Origin of the sequence: Sinorhizobium fredii, assembly GCF_002944405.1 — a bacterium.
GTDB lineage: Bacteria > Pseudomonadota > Alphaproteobacteria > Rhizobiales > Rhizobiaceae > Sinorhizobium > Sinorhizobium fredii_C.
In genome coordinates this window covers 3,912,505-3,931,033 of sequence record NZ_CP024307.1, presented here as the reverse complement: position 1 = coordinate 3,931,033, position 18,529 = coordinate 3,912,505, and the positions used below count along the sequence as shown (strand labels likewise).

The following is an 18,529-nucleotide window of genomic DNA, read 5'->3' as shown; positions in this document are numbered from 1 at the left end:
GTGCCGGCAGGCGGATGAGGGCAATTCAAGCGTGGCTGTTTCTGATCAGTCGCCGTCGATCTCGGCGCCGATGATGGCGATCGCCTGCTGGTAGACGCTTGCGGCGTTCCAGCCCTGGATCGCCGCGTAGTTCACCTGGCCCGGCTGGTAGCCGCCACCCGGCTGCCAGCCGTGGCCGCGCAGGAAGTTTGCGGTCGAGGCCAGCGCGTCGGCTTTCGAGCGCACCATGTCGATATGGCCGTTGCCGTCGCCATCCACGCCGAATTTCAAGACGTTCAGCGGCAGGAACTGCGTCTGACCGATTTCGCCATGGGCAGCGCCGCGGGCGGTGGGGCTCAGATCGCCCCGTTCGACGAGCTGAAGCGCGGCATAGAGCTGGTCGGTGAAATAGGCAGAGCGGCGGCAATCATAGGCGAGCGTCGAGACGGCGGAGAGCGTGTGCTCCTTGCCCATGAAGGAGCCGAAGCCGGTCTCCATGCCCCAGATGGCGATCAGCGGGCCGGCCGGCACGCCGTAGCGCTGCTGGATGCTTTCGAAAAGCGCGGCGTTCTGGGCGCGCATTTTCCGGCCGCGCGAGATGATCGCCTGGCCGCCGCGCTTCTGCATGAACTGGTCGAGCGACAGCTTGAAGCTTTTCTGGCCGCGGTCGGCACGGATCGTCGCCCGGCTGTAGGAAACATTGGCGAGAGCCTGATCGAGCACCGATGGCCTGATGCCGTTGCCGGCCGCCTCGCGCTTGAACTCGGCGACCCAGGCGGAAAAGCCCCCGGCGCCGTTGCCGCATTGCGCCGCAGAAGCGGCCGCGGGAAGAAATGCCGTTGAGATGAGGGCTGCAAGCCCCGTTACTGCGCACCTTGCCATGTGCATGGTATACCCCGTCAAAGCCCGAATGGTTGACTTGAAAGCCCGCCCCGCCCGGGCTCTCTCGTTTGCTCTCGTCCCCCGGCGATGTTTCACGTGAATCCACCGCCCCGAAGGCGAAACCCCGCAAGGTCGATGTCGCCGAGCGGGGCTTCGGATTATGCGTGATCGCCGCCTGATCAAGCCGCCTGCTTGCGCGGCTTGATCAGGCCGCGATTGACAAGCAGTTCGGCAATCTGAACGGCATTCAGCGCCGCACCCTTGCGCAGGTTGTCGGAGACCACCCACATGTTGAGACCGTTTTCGACGGTCGCGTCCTCGCGGATGCGCGAAATATAGGTCGCGTCTTCGCCGGCGCATTCATAGGGCGTTACGTAGCCGCCGTTCTCATGCTTGTCGACGACGAGGCAACCCGGCGCCTCGCGCAGGATCTCGCGCGCCTCGTCGGCGGTGATCTCGTTCTCGAATTCGATATTGACCGATTCCGAATGGCCGATGAACACCGGCACGCGCACCGCGGTGCAGGTCACCTTGATTTTCGGATCGAGCATCTTCTTGGTCTCGGCGAGAACCTTCCACTCTTCCTTGGTGTAGCCGTCCTCCATGAAGACGTCGATATGCGGAATGACGTTGAAGGCGATGCGCTTGGTGAACTTCTTGCTCTCGATCGGGTCGGCGACGAAGACCGCGCGCGTCTGGTTGAAGAGCTCGTCCATGCCGTCCTTGCCGGCGCCGGAGACCGACTGGTAGGTGGAGACGACGACGCGCTTGATCTTCGCGTGGTCGTGCAGCGGCTTTAGGGCGACGACGAGCTGAGCCGTCGAGCAATTCGGATTGGCGATGATGTTTTTCTTGGTGAAGCCGGAAACTGCGTCGGCGTTCACTTCCGGCACGATCAGCGGCACTTCGGCGTCGTAGCGCCAGGCCGACGAATTGTCGATGACGACGCAGCCCTGCTGGCCGATCTTCGGCGAGTACTTGAGCGATACCGCGCCACCGGCCGACATCAGGCAAATATCCGTGTCGGAGAAGTCATAGGTTTCGAGGTTGGAGACCTTCAGCGTCTTGTCACCGTAGGACACTTCAGTTCCGATGGAGCGCGAGGAGGCGAGCGCCACAACCTCGTCCGCAGGAAATCCCCGTTCGGAGAGGATGTTCAGCATCTCCCGGCCCACATTGCCGGTGGCGCCTGCGACTGCAATCTTGAAACCCATGTTCTAAGCTCTCTTTCTGTCTCTCCTCATCTGGTGGAGGCGGAGCCGCGCGGATCGTCCGCGAGGGTCCTGTCCCCGGCCGTGCCGGGGAGAGAGCGGAGGGCCAGAGACGTCAGACGGTTTTCGTCGTCGTTTTGGCCGTTGTTTTGCTTGCGAGCGAGAAAGCGCACGCCTGCCCGGCATGGGCCGGCACGTGCAGCGCAGCGATGGACGAATTGTTCGGTCGCATCTCGTTTCCTCGTTCGCCGCTGCTCTTACCGGCTTTTCCACAAGAGTCAAGCCGCCGGAGCCTCTGCGCCCCTCGAATTGCTCGGCCGGCCAACCGATCCCGACCGTCATGGTCCCTCTCCCCGTCGTCACGCCGCGTGCGGGCGAGGGTTAGGGTGAGGGGCAAATCCGCGCCCGATCGCCACATTAGACGAAAGTCATAGGACGAAAGCATCCCTGCCTGGGGAAGGGCTTTTCTGACATCCTCTCGACTCAGGCGCACCGCGTTCCGGACCTCGGGGAGGAGCCGGATCGATCGAACGGGCGCTCAAGGAATGCCTTTTGAAGTGGAGGATCATCAAATGGCAAATGTCGCAACAGCGGACGGCGTCAAGAAAGCCGGCCCTATGACCGCCGAGGAGAAGAAGGTCATCTTCGCCTCGTCGCTCGGTACCGTCTTCGAATGGTATGATTTCTATCTTTATGGATCGCTCGCCGTCTATATCGGCGCGACCTTCTTCAGCCAGTATCCGGAGACGACCCGCAACATCTTCGCGCTGCTTGCCTTTGCCGCAGGCTTCCTGGTGCGCCCCTTCGGCGCGCTCGTCTTCGGCCGGATCGGGGACCTTGTCGGCCGCAAGTATACGTTCCTCGTCACGATCCTGATCATGGGTCTGTCGACCTTCCTGGTCGGCGTTCTGCCCGGTGCCGCTTCGATCGGTATAGCCGCGCCGATCATCCTGATCGTCCTGCGCCTGCTGCAGGGTCTGGCGCTCGGTGGTGAGTATGGCGGCGCCGCAACCTATGTTGCCGAACATGCGCCGCATGGCCGTCGCGGCTATTTCACCTCGTGGATTCAGACGACGGCGACGCTCGGCCTGTTCCTGTCGCTGGTGGTGATCCTGTTCGTGCAGTTCATACTCGGCAAGGAGGCCTTCGCCGCGTGGGGCTGGCGCATACCCTTCCTGCTGTCCTGCGTGCTTCTTGGCGTCTCCGTCTGGATTCGGCTGAAGATGAACGAATCGCCGGCCTTCAAGAAGATGAAGGAAGAGGGCAAGGGTTCGAAGGCGCCGCTGACGGAGGCCTTCGGCCAGTGGCGGAATGCCAAGGTCGCGCTGCTGGCGCTCTTCGGTGCCGTCGTCGGTCAGGCCGTCGTCTGGTATTCCGGCCAGTTCTACGCCTTGTTTTTCCTGCAGAGCATCCTGAAGATCGACGGCCAGTCGGCGAACCTGATGGTTGCCGCCTCGCTCGTGCTCGGCACCGGCTTCTTCGTCTTCTTCGGCTGGCTTTCCGACAAGATCGGCCGCAAGCCGATCATCATGGCCGGCCTGCTGCTCGCCATGCTGACCTACTTCCCGCTGTTCAAAACCTTGACCTGGGCCGGAAACCCGGCTTTGGCCGAGGCACAGCAGAGTGTTCGCGCCACCGTCGCCGCCGCACCCGGGGACTGCAAATTTCAGTTCAACCCGACCGGCACGGCGAAGTTCACGACTTCGTGCGACATCGCAACGGCCTTCCTGACAAAGAACTCGGTGCCTTATGACGTGGTGACCACGGCGGCCGCGGGGACGCCGGCGACCGTGAAGGTCGGCGAGACGACGATCACCAGCTATGACGCGGTCGCCGCCGGCGACAAGGCGAAAGCCGAGGATGCTGCGTTCAGCAAGCAGGTCAACATGGCGCTGCAAGCCTCCGGCTACCCGCTGGTGCGTGGTGCCGCAAAGGTGCCAGAATCGAAGCTCGACGCTTTCGTCGCGGCCAATCCGGAGCTCGCCCTCGACGCGGCTGCGATCCGCGCCGGCGACAAGACCATGGTTCCGGCCGACAAGCTGACTGCCGACAAACTGCTGACCAAGGAAGAAGTCGGCAGCGCGACCGAAATGGCGGTCTATTCGATCGACAAAGGAGGCGCATTCACGATGGTGGCCGATCCGGCTCGCGTCAACTGGACGGTGATCATTGCCGTGCTGACCGTCCTCGTCATCTATGTGACGATGGTCTACGGACCGATCGCCGCTCTGCTCGTCGAACTCTTCCCGACCCGCATCCGCTACACCGGCATGTCGCTGCCCTATCACATCGGCAACGGCTGGTTCGGCGGCCTGCTTCCGGCAACGGCCTTCGCCATGAGCGCGGCAAAGGGCGATATCTACTATGGTCTCTGGTACCCGATCGTCTTCGCCGGCATCACCCTGGTGATCGGCCTGCTGTTCCTGCCGGAAACCAAGGACCGCAACATCGACGCGATGGACTGAGCCGCAAATAAGGCAGCCTTTCCTCGATATCCAATAAGCTCTCCTGACTCCGGCGCGGCCTCCGCGCCGGCTTTTTATTTGAGCCGAGAACGCGCGGTCTTCGGTGCCGGCCAGCCGCCGGCGTCGAGCCGGAAGAGCCAGTCCCGGCGGGCGAAGAGAAAGGCGACCATCATTGCGGTCCAGAGGCCGAGCAGCAGGCCGGCCGCCACATCGCTCGGATAGTGGGCGCCGACGACGACGCGCGACACGCCGATCAGCAGCGCCAAGATCAGAAAGAGCGGCCGCAGCCTCGGCGTCAGCATGGCGAAGGCACCGAAGAAGGCGCCGGCGGCCGTCGAGTGGCCCGATGGAAAACTCTCGAAAGCGCCGCTGCCGGTAAAGGGCGTCAGGCTGTAGGCCCCGTATTCGGCGAAGAGCTCCGGGCGGGCGCGGCCGATCAGCAGCTTCAACCCGTGCACCAGCACGCTTGCCGTGCCGATCGTCAGCAGGAAGTAGGCCCCGAGGCGGCGTGCCGTGCGGGCCCGCTGCCGGACGGTGTTGCGTCGCGACGATCGCCTGACGATGAAGGCGATCAGGAGCAGGGTCGCGGAGGTATAGATCATCCAGGCGAAGGTGCCGAAATCGGTGATTGCCCGGTTGAAGCCGATGATCTCTTGCGGCAGGCCCTGCGCCCATTGCGACAGGTGCGGATCGAAGGGAACGAGGGCCACGACGAGAATGATCGTCGTCAGCAGGATCCAGCTGGAGGAGGCAAGCGGTTGGTTCATGTCGTGTTTCCCGGATCGGTTCCCTGCATGTGAAGTCGAGCGCGGAAAAATCAAGGGATTCAAATCAAAACACCTCCGGACCGTGTCCGGAGGTGTGTTCGTATAGGTAGGCGAGAGTAACGGCCGATCAGGCCGAGAGCGCCTTGAACTCGGCGAGAATGGCGTCGCCCATTTCTACGGTGCCGACCTTCCGGCAGCCATCCGCCATGATGTCGCCGGTGCGGATGCCCTTGTCGAGCACGTTGGCGATTGCCTTTTCGAGATTATCGGCTTCCTTCACGAGGTTGAAGGAGTAGCGCAGGCACATGGCGAAGGAGGCGATCATCGCGATCGGGTTGGCGATGCCCTGGCCGGCAATGTCCGGCGCCGAGCCATGCACCGGCTCGTAGAGCGCCTTGCGCTTGCCGGTCTTGGCGTCCGGTGCCCCGAGCGAGGCCGAAGGCAGCATGCCGAGCGAACCGGTCAGCATCGCAGCGACGTCCGACAGCATGTCGCCGAACAGGTTGTCCGTGACGATCACGTCGAACTGCTTCGGTTGCCGCACCAGCTGCATGCCACCTGCGTCGGCCAGCATGTGCTCGAGCTGAACGTCGAAATACTTTGCCTTGTGCGTCTCGGTAACAACCTGGTTCCAGAGCACGCCCGACTTCATGACGTTGCGCTTTTCCATCGAGCAGACGCGGTTGTTGCGGGTGCGCGCCAGCTCGAAGGCGATGCCGGCGATGCGCTCGATCTCGTAGGTGTCGTAAACCTGGGTGTCGATGCCGCGCTTCTGGCCGTTGCCGAGATCGATGATTTCCTTCGGCTCGCCGAAATAGACGCCGCCGGTCAGCTCACGGACGATCAGGATGTCGAGGCCTTCGACCAGCTCCGGCTTCAGCGAGGACGCGTTGGCAAGCGCCGGATAGCAGATGGCCGGGCGCAGGTTCGCAAAGAGTTCCAGATCCTTGCGCAGGCGGAGAAGTCCGGCTTCCGGGCGCACTTCATAGGGAACCGCGTCCCATTTCGGTCCGCCGACGGCGCCGAAAAGCACCGCGTCGGCGGCAAGGGCCTTGGCCATGTCCTCTTCCGAGATCGCCGCGCCGTGGGCGTCATAGGCGGATCCACCCACGAGCCCCTCCTCCGTGACGAAACCGGCGTCCTGCTCGGAGTTCATGTAAGCGATGATTTTACGGACTTCCGCCATGGCTTCCGGGCCGATGCCGTCGCCGGGCAGAAGGAAGAGATTGCGCACAGTCATGGATAGTCCTTCTCGAGGGGAAAACTCGGGCGGTTCTTAACGCAACTTCGTATCGAGGGAAATCGCGTTGGCGAAAGATTTGTGCGCGTCTACCGGTTCCCTCGGAAACAGACCTCGCCTGCCGGAGCGCGAGAAAATGATAATATGGACCGATCACCGGTTCGCCCCAACGGCGAGGAAAAGCCCATGCGCAGGTTCATTCGGGCTGTCGCAGAGGTGGTTTAGGCCACGATGGACATCCTCACCTTCCGCAAACCGTCGCAGGCCAAGATGAGGCGCTGAGACAAGCCGGCCCGGTTCGCCGCCACTGCCGGTTTCCGCTTGACGGAATCGGCGCCGGACGCTCGAATGACCGAATTCCACAACCGGGGTTCCAAGATGTCCGAGACGCTTCTTGTCGGTGCCTTCCTTGCGGCTCTTTCCTATACGCTGATCCCCGGCCCCGCCTTCCTGGCGCTGCTCGGCATCGGCGCCGGCCAGGGCCGGAAAGCCGGCGCGCTGTTCATGGGTGGCCACCTCGCCGGCGATATCCTCTGGTCGACGCTGGCGCTCATCGCCATCGTCGGTGCCCGCTCGATCGGTACGGCGCTCTTTGACATTCTCGGGCTCATCTGCGGCGCCTATCTCGCCTGGATTGGCTGGACGGCGCTGAAGGCCCGGCCGAAGGGCGACAATCGCGCCCTGATGACGGTCGAGCGGCCGCTCCGACGCGGGCTGATCTTCGGGCTCACCAATCCCAAGGGTTATCCGGTGGCGCTCGCGACCTTCACGGCGCTCCTCGCCGGCTCCGCCAACGCCTTGGAATTCGACGCCCTGCCGATGCTCCTCGCCGTGTCGCTGATCGGTTTCCTGCTCGCCGATGTGATTCTGGTCGCCATTATCGGCGCCTCGGTCGTCCGGCGCTTCTACCGGCGCCACGAGCTCACCATCGTCCGGCTATCCGGGCTGCTCTTCATCGGCTTCGCCGTGCAGGCGATCTGGCACGCGGCGCCCGGTCTTTTCGGCATGCGCAGGGCTTGAACAGCCCGCGTCCGCCAACCACGTCACATCTGCCGGTGCGTCAAGCCCACGCCCGGTGCGATCCGCATGCGAAAGGAATCTCATGACCGCCGACGCTTCGCTCAATCCCGCCCTCACACACTGGACCGGCCATGAGGGCTTGCCGCGCTTCGCGGCGATAAACGACGAGGACTTCGCGCCCGCCTTCGATGCCGCCTTCGCGAGCCACGAGGCGGAGATCGAGGCGATCGCCAACAATCCCGAGCCGCCGAGCTTCGACAATACTGTCGTCGCTCTGGAGATCGCCGGCGACGAGCTGTCGCGCGTTTCGGCACTGTTCTGGACCAAGGCCGGTGCCCACACCAACGAGGTGATCCAGGCGCTGGAGCGCGACATTGCACCGAAGATGTCGCGCCACTATTCGAAGATCGGCACGAATCCGGCGCTCTTCAGCCGCATCGACACGGTGTGGGAGAAGCGGCAGGAACTCGGACTCGATCTCGAGGCGACGCGTGTTCTCGAACGGCACTGGAAGGGTTTCGTCAAGTCCGGCGCCAAGCTCGACAAGGTGGAGCAGGAGCGACTCGCGACAATCAACGAAACGCTTGCCGGCCTCGGCGCGAAATTCGGCCAGAACGTGCTGGCCGATGAGAAGAACTGGGCGCTCATGCTCACGAGCGATGAGGAACTGGCCGGGCTGCCGGATTTCCTCAAGGACGCGATGGCCGAAGCGGCACGCGACCGGGGCGAGGACGGTAAGTATGCGGTGACGCTGTCGCGCTCTATCGTCGAGCCGTTCCTGACCTTCTCGGAAAACCGCGAGCTTCGCGAGCAGGCTTTCCGGGCGTGGACGGCGCGCGGCGAAAATGGCGGCGAGACCGACAATCGCGGCATCATCGCCGAGACGCTTTCGCTACGGGCGGAAAAGGCGAAGCTGCTCGGCTATCCGAACTACGCCGCACTCAAGCTCGACGACACCATGGCGAAGACGCCGGAAGCGGTGAACGGCCTGTTGCTGCGGGTCTGGGAAAAGGCGGTGGCCCGGGCCCGGGAGGAAGAGGCGGATCTTGCCAGGCTGATCGCTGCTGAAGGCCGCAATCACGACGTGATGCCCTGGGACTGGCGCCACTATGCCGAAAAGCTGAGAGCGGAAAAGTTCAGCTTCTCGGAAAGCGAGCTGAAGCCCTATCTGCAGCTTGAAAGGATTATCGGCGCCTGCTTCGACGTCGCCCATCGTCTCTTCGGCATTACGGTGACGGAAAAGAGCGGCATCGCCGCCTACCATCCGGACGTCCGCGTCTTCGAGATCCGCGACGCTTCGGGCAAGCTCGCGGCGCTCTTCCTCGGCGACTACTTCGCCCGCTCCTCCAAGCGCTCCGGCGCCTGGATGAGCTCCTTCCAGTCGCAGCACAAGCTGAAATTGAAGAACGGTGCGGTCGGCGAAATCCCGATCGTCTACAATGTCTGCAACTTCGCCAAGCCCGCCGACGGCAAGCCGGCACTGCTTTCCATCGACGACGCCCGCACCCTCTTCCACGAGTTCGGCCACGCGCTGCACGGCATGCTGTCGAACGTCACCTACCCCTCGGTGTCTGGCACCGGCGTTTCGCGCGACTTCGTCGAACTGCCGTCACAGCTTTACGAGCATTGGCTGACGGTGCCGGAGATTCTTAGGAAATACGCCGTGCACTACCGCACCGGCGAACCGATGCCGCACGCCCTCCTCGACAAGGTGCTGGCGGCGCGGACCTTCAATTCCGGCTTTGCCACCGTCGAGTTCACCGCGTCGGCGCTCGTCGACATGGCCTATCATACGGCGGAAAACATCGGCGATCCGATGGCGCTCGAGGCGGCGACGCTCGAAAGGATCGATCTGCCGGCATCGATCGTCATGCGGCATCGCAGCCCGCATTTCCTGCATGTCTTCTCCGGAGACGGCTACTCGGCCGGCTACTATTCCTACATGTGGTCGGAGGTGCTCGACGCCGACGCCTTCGCCGCCTTCGAGGAGACCGGCGACCCCTTCGATCCGGCAATGGCGGCCAAGCTCAAGGGCCACATCTATTCCGTCGGCGGGGCGATCGATCCGGAAGACGCCTACAGGGCCTTTCGCGGCAAGCTGCCGAGCCCGGATGCGATGCTGGCGAAGAAGGGGCTTGCGGCATAGGTGTTCCCCGACGCCTTTCGTGCCTCGTGGCTCGCCCCCTCCCCAACCCCTCCCCACAGGTGGGAGGGGCTTTGGCGCCCGCTGCGGCCGATTGCCATTTTCCAACGTAGCATCTGCCGTACCGTAAAGAGGATCGCAGAGGCCGCGGCAACTTAAGCCCACCTGTGGGGAGGGGCTGGGGAGGGGCCATGTTGCGCCGTGGTCATTCACATCAGCGAATCAAGATCGCCCGGAAATCATTGACATTGGTGCCGGTAGGACCCGGCGCGAAGAGATCGCCGCTGGCGGCGAAGGCCGACCATGCGTCGTGGCGGGCGAGATGGGCGCGGGGATCGGCGCCTGCCGCCCGCATGCGGCCGACACTCGTCCCGTCGGCAAAGGCGCCGGCATTGTCTTCAGAACCATCGATGCCGTCCGTGTCTGCGGCGAGCGCATCGATCCCCGCGACGCCATCTATGTCGAGCGCCAGCGACAAGAGGAACTCGCTGTTGCGGCCGCCCTTGCCGTAGTCCTTGCCGGAAATCGTCACCGTCGTCTCGCCGCCGGAAAGCAGCACGACGGGTTTGGCGAAAGGTCGGGCGCGCAACGCCACTTCGCGGGCGAGTGCGGCATGCATGCGGCCGATATCGCGCGCCTCGCCCTCGATCGCATCCGACAGGATCATCGCCTCGATGCCGCTCTGCCGCGCCCGCGCCGCCGCAGCTTCCAGCGACACGCTCGCCGAAGCGATCACATGGACCTCGTTGCCGGCAAAGGCAGGATCGTCGGGGCTCGGTGCGCGCGCCGCATCCGAGCGAAGATGGGCGACGACCCGCTCCGGCAGCGCCATGGCGTAGCGCGCGACGATCTCGCGTGCCTCTTCCAGGCTCGACCGGTCCGGCACGGTCGGCCCGGAGGCGACGAAGGCGGGATTGTCACCCGGGACGTCCGATACGACCAGACTGACGACGCGTGCCGGCGAGGCGGCGAGGGCCAGGCGCCCACCCTTGACCCGCGACACGTGCTTGCGCACCACGTTCATCGCCGAGATCGGTGCCCCGGAAGCAAGCAGCGCCCGGTTGACGGCAATCTCGTCCTCGAGCGTCAGCCCATTCGGCGGCGCCGGCAGCAGCGCGGAGCCGCCGCCGGAGACAAGCGCAATCACCAGGTCGTCGGCGGTCAGTCCCTCGACCCGTTCGAGGAGTCCCGCGGAGGCGATGAGCCCCGCCTCGTCCGGCACGGGATGGGCCGATTGCAGCACCTTGATGCGGGCGCAATTTTCGATCGGCCCATGGCGAGCGACCACCACCCCTTCGAACGGGCCGTCCCAGAGCCGCTCAAAGGCGGCGGCCATTTGGCTTGCCGCCTTGCCGGCACCGATCACGATCGTTCGCCCCTTCGGCCGCTTCGGCAGATGGGCGCGAATGGCGGCTTCAGGGTCGGCCGCCACGACGGCAGCCTCGAAGACGGAGGTCAGAAAGGAGCGCGGCTCGATCGATGCCATGAATCAGTCCGGGATCTCGAGGTCAAAGACGAACACACCTTGGACGCCGCCCTCCGCCGTCGCAATGATTTTTGCGCCGATTCCGCGATGATCTGCGCCGTCGCGATCGGTGACGGCTCGGCGATTGCCCCTCTCCTCGGGTTTAACCCGAGGACTAGCCCGCTCTCCCCGCGCGCGGGGAGAGCGGACAAAGAGGGCGCGGCATACCCCTTCTCCCCGCTTGCGGGGAGAAGGTCGCGGAAGCGTGATGAGGGGCAAACGTCGGCCTTGCTTACCTCGGTGCGAAGGCGGATCAAAACGCAGTGGCGGATCATGCTTGCCTCGCGTCAGCGAATTGCCGCGCGAGCCCGCGGCCGCGTGTCGTTGCGCTCGTGCTCGAACACGGCCTGCGGCAGCGGCGGCAGGCCGCGGATGATGTCGGCCCCCTTCTCGCCCATCATGATCGTCGGCCCGTTGGTGTTGCACGACGGCACCCGCGGCATCACCGAACTGTCGCAGACCCGCAGACCCTCTAGGCCGCGCACCTTCAGCTCCAGATCGACCACAGCCGCCGCATCCGTGCCCATCTTGCAGGTGCCGACCGGATGATGATCGGTCTTGGCATTGGCGCAGCCATAGTCGAAGAGCTGCTCGTCCGTCTTGATATCCTTACCCGGCAAACGTTCGGCGAGCACGAAGGGTTCGAGGGCCGGCTGCTGCATGATCTCGCGGGCGATCTGCAGGCCTTCGAGCGACATCTTGCGGTCATGCGGATCCTCCCAGTAGTTGGGGTCGATCAGCGGCGCGGCCGCCGGATCGGCCGAGGAAAGGCGAACCGTGCCGCGCGAGCGCGGATGCAGATAGGCGGAGTTGAGCGTGACGCCGGCGTTCTTCAGCCGCGCCACGCCCGCCTCGATGCCCGAGCCGAGGCCGAGATGGAATTGGATATCCGGCGAGCGGGCATTCGGATCGGCATACCAGAAGCCGCCGGTCTCGAAGAGCGACGAGGCGACCGGACCCGAGCGGAAAAGCACATATTGAAGGCCCGCCCAGAGCGTGCGGTGCAGCTTGGCGACATTGTCATAGGTGTGGTCGCCGGTGCATTCGGCAATCACGAAGAGGTCGAGGTGGTCCTGCAGATTGCCGCCGACGCCGGGCAAGTCATGCCGAACCTCGACGCCGATCGAGCGCAGGTGGTCGGCCGGGCCGATGCCGGACTGCAAGAGCAGCTTCGGCGAGCCGATGGCGCCGGAAGAGACCAGCACCTCCCGTTCGGCGCGGACCGCCTCGCTGCCCTTGGCGGTCACCACTTCGACGCCGACGGCGCGGCTTCCTTCGAGCACGATGCGGGCGACGCGGGCACCGGTGCGCACCGTCAGGTTCTTGCGATCCTTGATCGGCGAGAGATAGGCGAGCGACGCGGAGGAGCGCCGGCGGTTGCGCTGGGTCAGCTGATAAAAGCCGACGCCCGCCTGCTGCTTGCCGTTGAAATCGTGATTGTAGGGAATACCGAGCTCCTGGCCGGCGCGGATATAGGCGTCGCAGATCGGCAGCGACGAGACCGGCATCGAGACACCGAGCGGCCCGCCATAGGAATGGTAGTCGTCGGCGAAGCGCTGATTGTCCTCGGCGCGCTTGAAATAGGGAAGCACGCTGCGATAGTCCCAGCCGGCGCAGCCGTCCTCGCTCGCCCAGAGATCGTAATCGACGGCATTGCCGCGGGTGTAGAGCTGCGCATTGATCGACGAACCGCCGCCGATCACCTTCGCCTGCGTATAGCGCAGCACCCTGCCCTTCATGTGCTTCTGCGGCACCGTCTGCCAGCCCCAGCTCGCCACGCCCTTGGTCATCTTGGCAAAGCCGGCCGGCATGTGGAACAGCGGATTCCAGTCGCCGCCGCCGGCTTCCAGCAGCAGCACCTTGACCGTCGGATCCTCGCTCAGCCGATTGGCAAGCACGCAGCCGGCCGGGCCGGCACCGGTGATGATGTAGTCGAATGCCATTCTCCGTTCCTCCGCCGCCTCTATTGGAACGTTCCAAATAGAAGTCGTGATAAATCTGGCGGACGCCTCCGACGAGACGCTCCTTGCTGCTAAAGTCGACTGATCGACAGGCCCCCATCGGCCTGAATGACTGAGCCGGTGGCGAAAGCAAATTTGCCGCTGGCGAGGCCGGCAACGATATTGCCGATATCCTCGGGCTCGCCCCAACGCTTGACCGGTACCAGCCCGCCGGCGATCAGCGCATCGTATTTGCCGGAGACGGCGGCGGTCATGTCGGAGCGGATGATCCCCGGGCGCACCTCGAAAACCGCGATGCCAGTCTCGGCGAGCCGCAGCGCCAGGCCTTGGCTGAAGGCGGCAAGGCCCGCCTTGCTCATGCAGTAGTCGAGCCGCTCCGGCGAGGTCATCGCCGCGGAGACCGAGGTGATGTTGATGATCGAACGTGGCGCGCCCGCCTCGACCGCAAGCAGGGCCTTCAAAACGGCTTGGGTAAAAAAGACCGTGCCGCGCAGGTTGATCCCGACGATCGTGTCGAAATTCTCCGGCTTCAGGTCGAGGAAATCGCCGCGCACCACGGAGGCGATGCCGGCATTATTCACAAGGCAGTCGATCCTGCCGAAGGCGGTGATCACCGCGTCGACGGTTGTCTGGTGACCGGAAAGATCCGCAATGTCGGCCCGGAGGAAGATGGCGCGTGCCCTGAGCGCCTCAAGTTCGGCGATGACCGGCGCCACGCCGTCCGCGTCACCGATGCCGGTAATCGCGATATCGAAACCACCGGCCGCAAGAGCCCGGGCGATGCCGAGGCCGATGCCGCGGCGGCCGCCGGTGACGATCGCGACGGGGCGAGCCTTGTCCGTCATGACCGGAGATCCTCCCTAACGATATGATCGGCGACGCGCAGCGCCTGGGCCGCGACCGTCAGGGCCGGATTGACGGCGGCGGAGGTCGGCAGGAAGCCTGCATCGACGACGAAGAGGTTCGGATGGTCGAAGGCGCGGCAATGGACGTCGAGCGGCGCCTGTGCCGGGTCATTGCCGATCCGCACCGTTCCGCACTGGTGCGACGGCGTCCGCTTGTCGAAGGCGCGCGCCAACACCACCGGAAAGCCTGCCTGCTTCAGCACCGCCTTCAGCTTGGCGACGAGCTTCAGATGCGCATGCCAGTTGGTGCGTACCCATTGGAGCAGGATGCGGTCGCCGTCGACCATGATGCGGCTTTCGGGCGACGGCAGATCCTCGCTCATGGCGTAGAAGTCGATGGCGCGGGAAGAAACCTGGCCGAGCAGCCATTCGGGCATCGACCGCATGTTGGCCTTCAGGATCGCGCCGGAGACGCGGCCGAGGAGCTGGATATTGCCGAGCGGCGGCCCACCCTCGCCATCGGAAAGATAGAAATCGTTGAGGCCGAAGGTCTTCTGGTAGACGGAATCGTTGCGATACCAAGGGCTGAGCGCGATCACCGCGCTCGAATTGTGGTTCATGAAATTGCGGCCGACCTGGTCGGAGCGGTTGGCGAGGCCGGCCGGGTTGCGGTCGTCCGCCGAGCGCAGCAGCAGAACGGCCGATTGCACGGCGCCGGCGGAGAGAATGACGAGCTTCGGCGAGAGACTGTGTTCCACACCGTCTTTGACATAGTGCACGGAAGCAATCGCCTTGCCGTCTGGCGCCGTCGTCAGCAGCGTAACCCGCGAACCGGTCTGCAGGCGGACATTCGGATATTCGAGCGCCGCCGTCAGCGCCGCCGTCTCGGCGTCCATCTTGCCGTCGAAACTGTTCGGATGTGCGTCCCAGGGCGTCTTGCCCTTGGCGAGCCAGCGGTCGATATCGATGCCGAGCGGCAGCGAATAGGGATGCAGGCCGTTTTCGCGCAGCCGCTTGCGCACCTTGGCGATCGCCGGCTCGTCCGGCACCGGCGCATGCGGATAGTCGTTCGAATGCGCCGGTTCGGTCGGGTCCTCTCCGAGGCGTCCGCGCACCTGGTAGAGCGCTTCCGCCCTGGCGTACCAGGGTTCGAGCTCCTCATAGGAAAAGGGCCAGGCGGGCGAGACGCCGTCGAGATGCCGCATCTCCTCGAAATCCTCGCGGCGGTAGCGTGTGAGCACCGCCCCGTAGAATTTCGAGTTGCCGCCGACATTGTAGTAGTTGCCGGGGTTGAAGCCGGCGCCGCCCGCCTCGTACCAGGTCTCCTTCGGCCGGAAATGTCCGCGCTGGAAGATCGCCCGCTGGTCGCGATTGACCGGCAGGTCCTCGATGTGGTGGCCGGCCTCGAGGATGAGGATTTCGGCGCCCGAAGCGGCAAGTCCCGCGGCCACCGTGGCGCCGCCGACACCCGAACCGATGATGACGATATCCGGCTGGCTCTGCATGCTCTGGCTCATGCGATCCGCATCTGGCTCTCGGGGTCGAAGAACACCGCCTTGTCGAGATTGAAGGCGAGCCGCGACGTCTGGCCGGGGGCGATGCGGGCGTCTGCCCTGAGCCGCGCGACGATTTCCTTGCCCCCGAGACGGGTCACCGCGAAGGTATCGGAACCCGCGGGTTCGACCACCTCGATCAGGCAGTCGCCCTCGGCGACGAACTTCGCATTGCGGTCGGCGCCGTCCGGATCGGTCAGTGCCTCAGGACGGATGCCGAAGACCACGTCACGGCCAGCATAGGCGGAGAGCGCACCGTCATGCGGCATGGCGAGCTTCAGCGGCTCGGCATTCGGCCGCTCCAGCGTGACCGCGACGTTCTCCCCGGCCGCTTCGATCCGCGCCTTCAGCAGGTTCATCGCCGGCGATCCCATGAAATCGGCGACGAACATATTGGCCGGGTTGTTGTAGATCTCGGCCGGCGTTCCGAACTGCTGCAGCACGCCGTCCTTCAACACGGCGATCTTGGTGGCGAGCGTCATCGCCTCGATCTGGTCATGCGTCACATAGACGATCGTCGTCTTCATGCGGTGGTGCAGGCGCTTGATTTCGGTGCGCATGTCGACGCGCAGCTTCGCGTCGAGGTTCGACAGCGGCTCGTCGAAGAGGAAGAGTTTCGGGTCGCGCACCAGGGCACGGCCCATGGCGACGCGCTGGCGCTGGCCGCCGGAAAGCTGGCCGGGCTTGCGCTCGAGCAGATGGCCGATCTGCAGCATGTCGGCGACCTGCTTGATCGCCTTGTCGCGCTCCTCCTTCGGCACGCCGCGGATTTCCATGCCGAAGGCGATGTTCCCGGCGACCGTCATGTTCGGATAGAGCGCATAGGACTGGAACACCATGGCGATGTCGCGCTTCGACGGGTGCAGCCCCGAAACCGAGCGACCATCGATGGCGATGTCGCCCGAGGTGATCGGCTCCAAGCCGGCGATCGTGTTGAGCAACGTTGACTTGCCGCAGCCAGACGGGCCGACGAGCACGAGAAAGCCGCCCTGTTCGATCTCGATGTTGATATCCTTCAGGATCTCCAGTGAGCCGTAGGATTTGCGCAGATTGCTGATTTTCAAGAATGACATGGGCTTACCCTTTCACGGCGCCGGACATCAGCCCGCGGACGAAGTAGCGGCCGGACACGATATAGACGATGAGCGTTGGCAGGGCGGCGAGGATCGCGCCGGCGAAGTGGACGTTGTATTCCTTGACCCCCGTCGACGAGCTCACCAGGTTATTGAGCGCCACCGTCATCGGCGTCGAATAGGGGCCGGAGAACGAGGCACCGAACAGGAAGTCGTTCCAGATATTGGTGAACTGCCAGATGACCGAGACGACGATGATCGGCCCGGAGGACGGCAGCATGATCCGCCGGAAGATCTGGAAGAAGCTCGCTCCGTCGATCTGCGCGGCGCGGACTAATTCGGTCGGGAAGGCCTCGTAATAGTTGCGGAAATAGAGCGTCGTGAAGCCGATGCCGTAGACCACATGGACGAGGATCAGCCCCCAGATCGACCCCGCAATGCCGAGAATGCCGAGGATGCGCGCCATCGGGATCAGCACGATCTGGAACGGGATGAAGCAGGACAAGAGCAGCATGCCGAAGAAGATGTTCGCTCCCGGGAAGCGCCACTTGGTCAGTACATAGCCGTTGAGCGCACCGATGATCGTCGAGATCGCAACGGCCGGAACGACCATCAGGATCGAGTTGATGAAGAAGGGGCGGAGACCGGTCGGCTGCACGCCGATCTGCGCCGTCGACCAGGCGGAAAGCCAGGGCTCGATCGTCCAGATCTGCGGCAGGTTGAGCATGCCCCCCTGGCGAATTTCGTCGAGCGGCTTCAGGGAATTCACCACCATCACGTAGAGCGGCAGCAGCGAATAGAGCGCGAAGAGGATCAGCGCCAAGTAGATCAGCGCCCGGGTCAGGCGGTTGTGCGAGATGACGTTCTCGGGACTGGGAGCGCCCATCAGCGTTTTCCTCCCCGGATTTCGGAATAGAGATAGGGGACGATGATCGAGAAGATCATCACTAGCATGATGATTGCCGACGAGGCGCCGATCGCCATCTGATTGCGGGTGAAGGTGTAGGAATACATGAAGGTCGCCGGCAGCTCCGTCGCCTGCCCCGGCCCGCCGCCGGTCAAGGCGATGATCAGGTCGTAGGCCTTGATGGCGAGATGGGCGAGAACGACGAAAGCCGAGAGGAAGACCGGCCGCATCAGCGGTATGATGATCCGCCGGTAGATGGTCGGCGTCGTCGCCCCGTCGATCTGGGCGGCCTTGATGATCTCGTTGTCGACGCCGCGCAAGCCCGCCAGGAACATCGCCATGATGAAGCCGGTCGACTGCCAGACGGCGGCGATGACGACGCAATAGATCGCGTAGTTGCGGTCCTTGATCCAGTTGAAGGAGAAGCTCTCCCAGCCCCACAGATGCATGGTGTTCTCAAGCCCGATGCCGGGGTCGAGGAACCACTTCCAGGCGGTGCCGGTGACGATGAAGGAGAGCGCCATCGGATAGAGATAGATCGGCCGGAGAAACCCTTCGGCGCGGATCTTCTGGTCGAGCAGGATCGCCAGCGCCAAGCCGAGCACCGAGCAGATGACGATATAGAGCGTCGCGAAGATCGCCAGATTGCTGACCGCCCGCCACCAGTGCGGCAGCGCCCAGAGCCGGCTGAAATTCGTGAGCCCGACGAAATTGTAGGACGGCAGCATCTTGCTGTCCGTCAGCGACAGGAAGCCCGTATAGACGATGAAGCCGTAGACGAACACCAGAACTATGAGAAAGCTGGGGGCGAGCACGAGCTTCGGCAGAAGCTCCTGCAGCCGGGTGCGGCTATCCATGTTTGTTACCACCGTATCGTTTCTTTTTTGCCCCTCATCCGCCTGCCGGCACCTTCTCCCCGCACGCGGGGAGAAGGGATATGCCGCGGCGCCTCCGCCCC

Annotated in this window: 14 protein-coding genes; 3 read left to right on the top strand and 11 right to left on the bottom strand. The window is 64.2% G+C overall.

Annotation, left to right across the window (positions count from 1 at the left end):
* Positions 1 to 45: 45 nt before the first annotated feature.
* Together NXT3_RS19235 and NXT3_RS19230 are read right to left on the bottom strand one after the other, a co-directional pair.
* Complete coding sequence (locus tag NXT3_RS19235; protein ID WP_037418366.1) at positions 46 to 867, bottom strand: lytic murein transglycosylase; 822 nt, start codon at positions 865 to 867, stop codon at positions 46 to 48.
* A 173-nt stretch (positions 868 to 1,040) separates the two neighbouring features.
* A complete protein-coding gene (locus NXT3_RS19230; RefSeq protein ID WP_097539640.1) occupies positions 1,041 to 2,075 on the bottom strand; it encodes an aspartate-semialdehyde dehydrogenase in 1,035 nt (344 codons plus the stop codon).
* Positions 2,076 to 2,644: 569 nt separating this feature from the next.
* Here NXT3_RS19230 and NXT3_RS19215 point away from each other — a divergent pair.
* The gene (locus NXT3_RS19215; protein WP_037390440.1) at positions 2,645 to 4,537 is read left to right on the top strand and encodes an MFS transporter; all 1,893 of its coding nucleotides are present in this window, start codon (positions 2,645 to 2,647) and stop codon (positions 4,535 to 4,537) included.
* 74 nt (positions 4,538 to 4,611) lie between these two features.
* On the opposite strand, the gene NXT3_RS19210 is transcribed toward NXT3_RS19215, so the two are convergent.
* The gene (locus NXT3_RS19210; protein WP_097539638.1) at positions 4,612 to 5,304 is read right to left on the bottom strand and encodes a phosphatase PAP2 family protein; all 693 of its coding nucleotides are present in this window, start codon (positions 5,302 to 5,304) and stop codon (positions 4,612 to 4,614) included.
* A 127-nt stretch (positions 5,305 to 5,431) separates the two neighbouring features.
* Entirely contained in the window at positions 5,432 to 6,544 is a 1,113-nt protein-coding gene (gene leuB / locus NXT3_RS19205) for a 3-isopropylmalate dehydrogenase (RefSeq protein WP_097539637.1), read from the bottom strand.
* A 378-nt stretch (positions 6,545 to 6,922) separates the two neighbouring features.
* Here leuB and NXT3_RS19200 point away from each other — a divergent pair, with 378 nt between their 5' ends.
* A complete protein-coding gene (locus NXT3_RS19200; protein ID WP_037418352.1) occupies positions 6,923 to 7,564 on the top strand; it encodes a LysE family translocator in 642 nt (213 codons plus the stop codon).
* Between the two features lie 82 nt (positions 7,565 to 7,646).
* Positions 7,647 to 9,710 (top strand): M3 family metallopeptidase, encoded by a 2,064-nt coding sequence (locus tag NXT3_RS19195; protein WP_104839878.1) that lies wholly within the window; start codon positions 7,647 to 7,649, stop codon positions 9,708 to 9,710.
* A 211-nt stretch (positions 9,711 to 9,921) separates the two neighbouring features.
* Here NXT3_RS19195 and NXT3_RS19190 read toward each other — a convergent pair whose 3' ends face one another.
* The 7 genes from NXT3_RS19190 to NXT3_RS19155 all read right to left on the bottom strand — a co-directional run bounded on the left by NXT3_RS19190 (position 9,922) and on the right by NXT3_RS19155 (position 18,428).
* Complete coding sequence (locus NXT3_RS19190) at positions 9,922 to 11,193, bottom strand: glycerate kinase type-2 family protein (RefSeq protein WP_095678024.1); 1,272 nt, start codon at positions 11,191 to 11,193, stop codon at positions 9,922 to 9,924.
* Between the two features lie 326 nt (positions 11,194 to 11,519).
* Complete coding sequence (locus tag NXT3_RS19180; RefSeq protein WP_097539635.1) at positions 11,520 to 13,175, bottom strand: GMC family oxidoreductase; 1,656 nt, start codon at positions 13,173 to 13,175, stop codon at positions 11,520 to 11,522.
* Between the two features lie 89 nt (positions 13,176 to 13,264).
* A complete protein-coding gene (locus NXT3_RS19175; RefSeq protein ID WP_104839877.1) occupies positions 13,265 to 14,038 on the bottom strand; it encodes a 3-ketoacyl-ACP reductase in 774 nt (257 codons plus the stop codon).
* Positions 14,035 to 15,555: a GMC oxidoreductase gene (locus tag NXT3_RS19170; RefSeq protein WP_037418321.1), complete on the bottom strand. Its 1,521-nt coding sequence runs from the start codon at positions 15,553 to 15,555 to the stop codon at positions 14,035 to 14,037. The genes NXT3_RS19175 and NXT3_RS19170 overlap by 4 nt, the downstream gene beginning before the upstream one ends.
* Positions 15,552 to 16,664: an ABC transporter ATP-binding protein gene (locus tag NXT3_RS19165; protein ID WP_104839876.1), complete on the bottom strand. Its 1,113-nt coding sequence runs from the start codon at positions 16,662 to 16,664 to the stop codon at positions 15,552 to 15,554. Before NXT3_RS19165 ends, NXT3_RS19170 begins: the two co-directional genes overlap by 4 nt.
* 4 nt (positions 16,665 to 16,668) lie before the next feature.
* Positions 16,669 to 17,550 carry a carbohydrate ABC transporter permease gene (locus NXT3_RS19160; RefSeq protein WP_097539633.1) on the bottom strand — a complete coding sequence of 294 codons (882 nt, stop codon included), beginning with the start codon at positions 17,548 to 17,550 and terminating at the stop codon, positions 16,669 to 16,671.
* Positions 17,550 to 18,428, bottom strand: coding sequence for a carbohydrate ABC transporter permease (locus tag NXT3_RS19155; RefSeq protein WP_037418313.1), 879 nt, complete (start codon positions 18,426 to 18,428; stop codon positions 17,550 to 17,552). Before NXT3_RS19155 ends, NXT3_RS19160 begins: the two co-directional genes overlap by 1 nt.
* Positions 18,429 to 18,529: the final 101 nt, after the last annotated feature.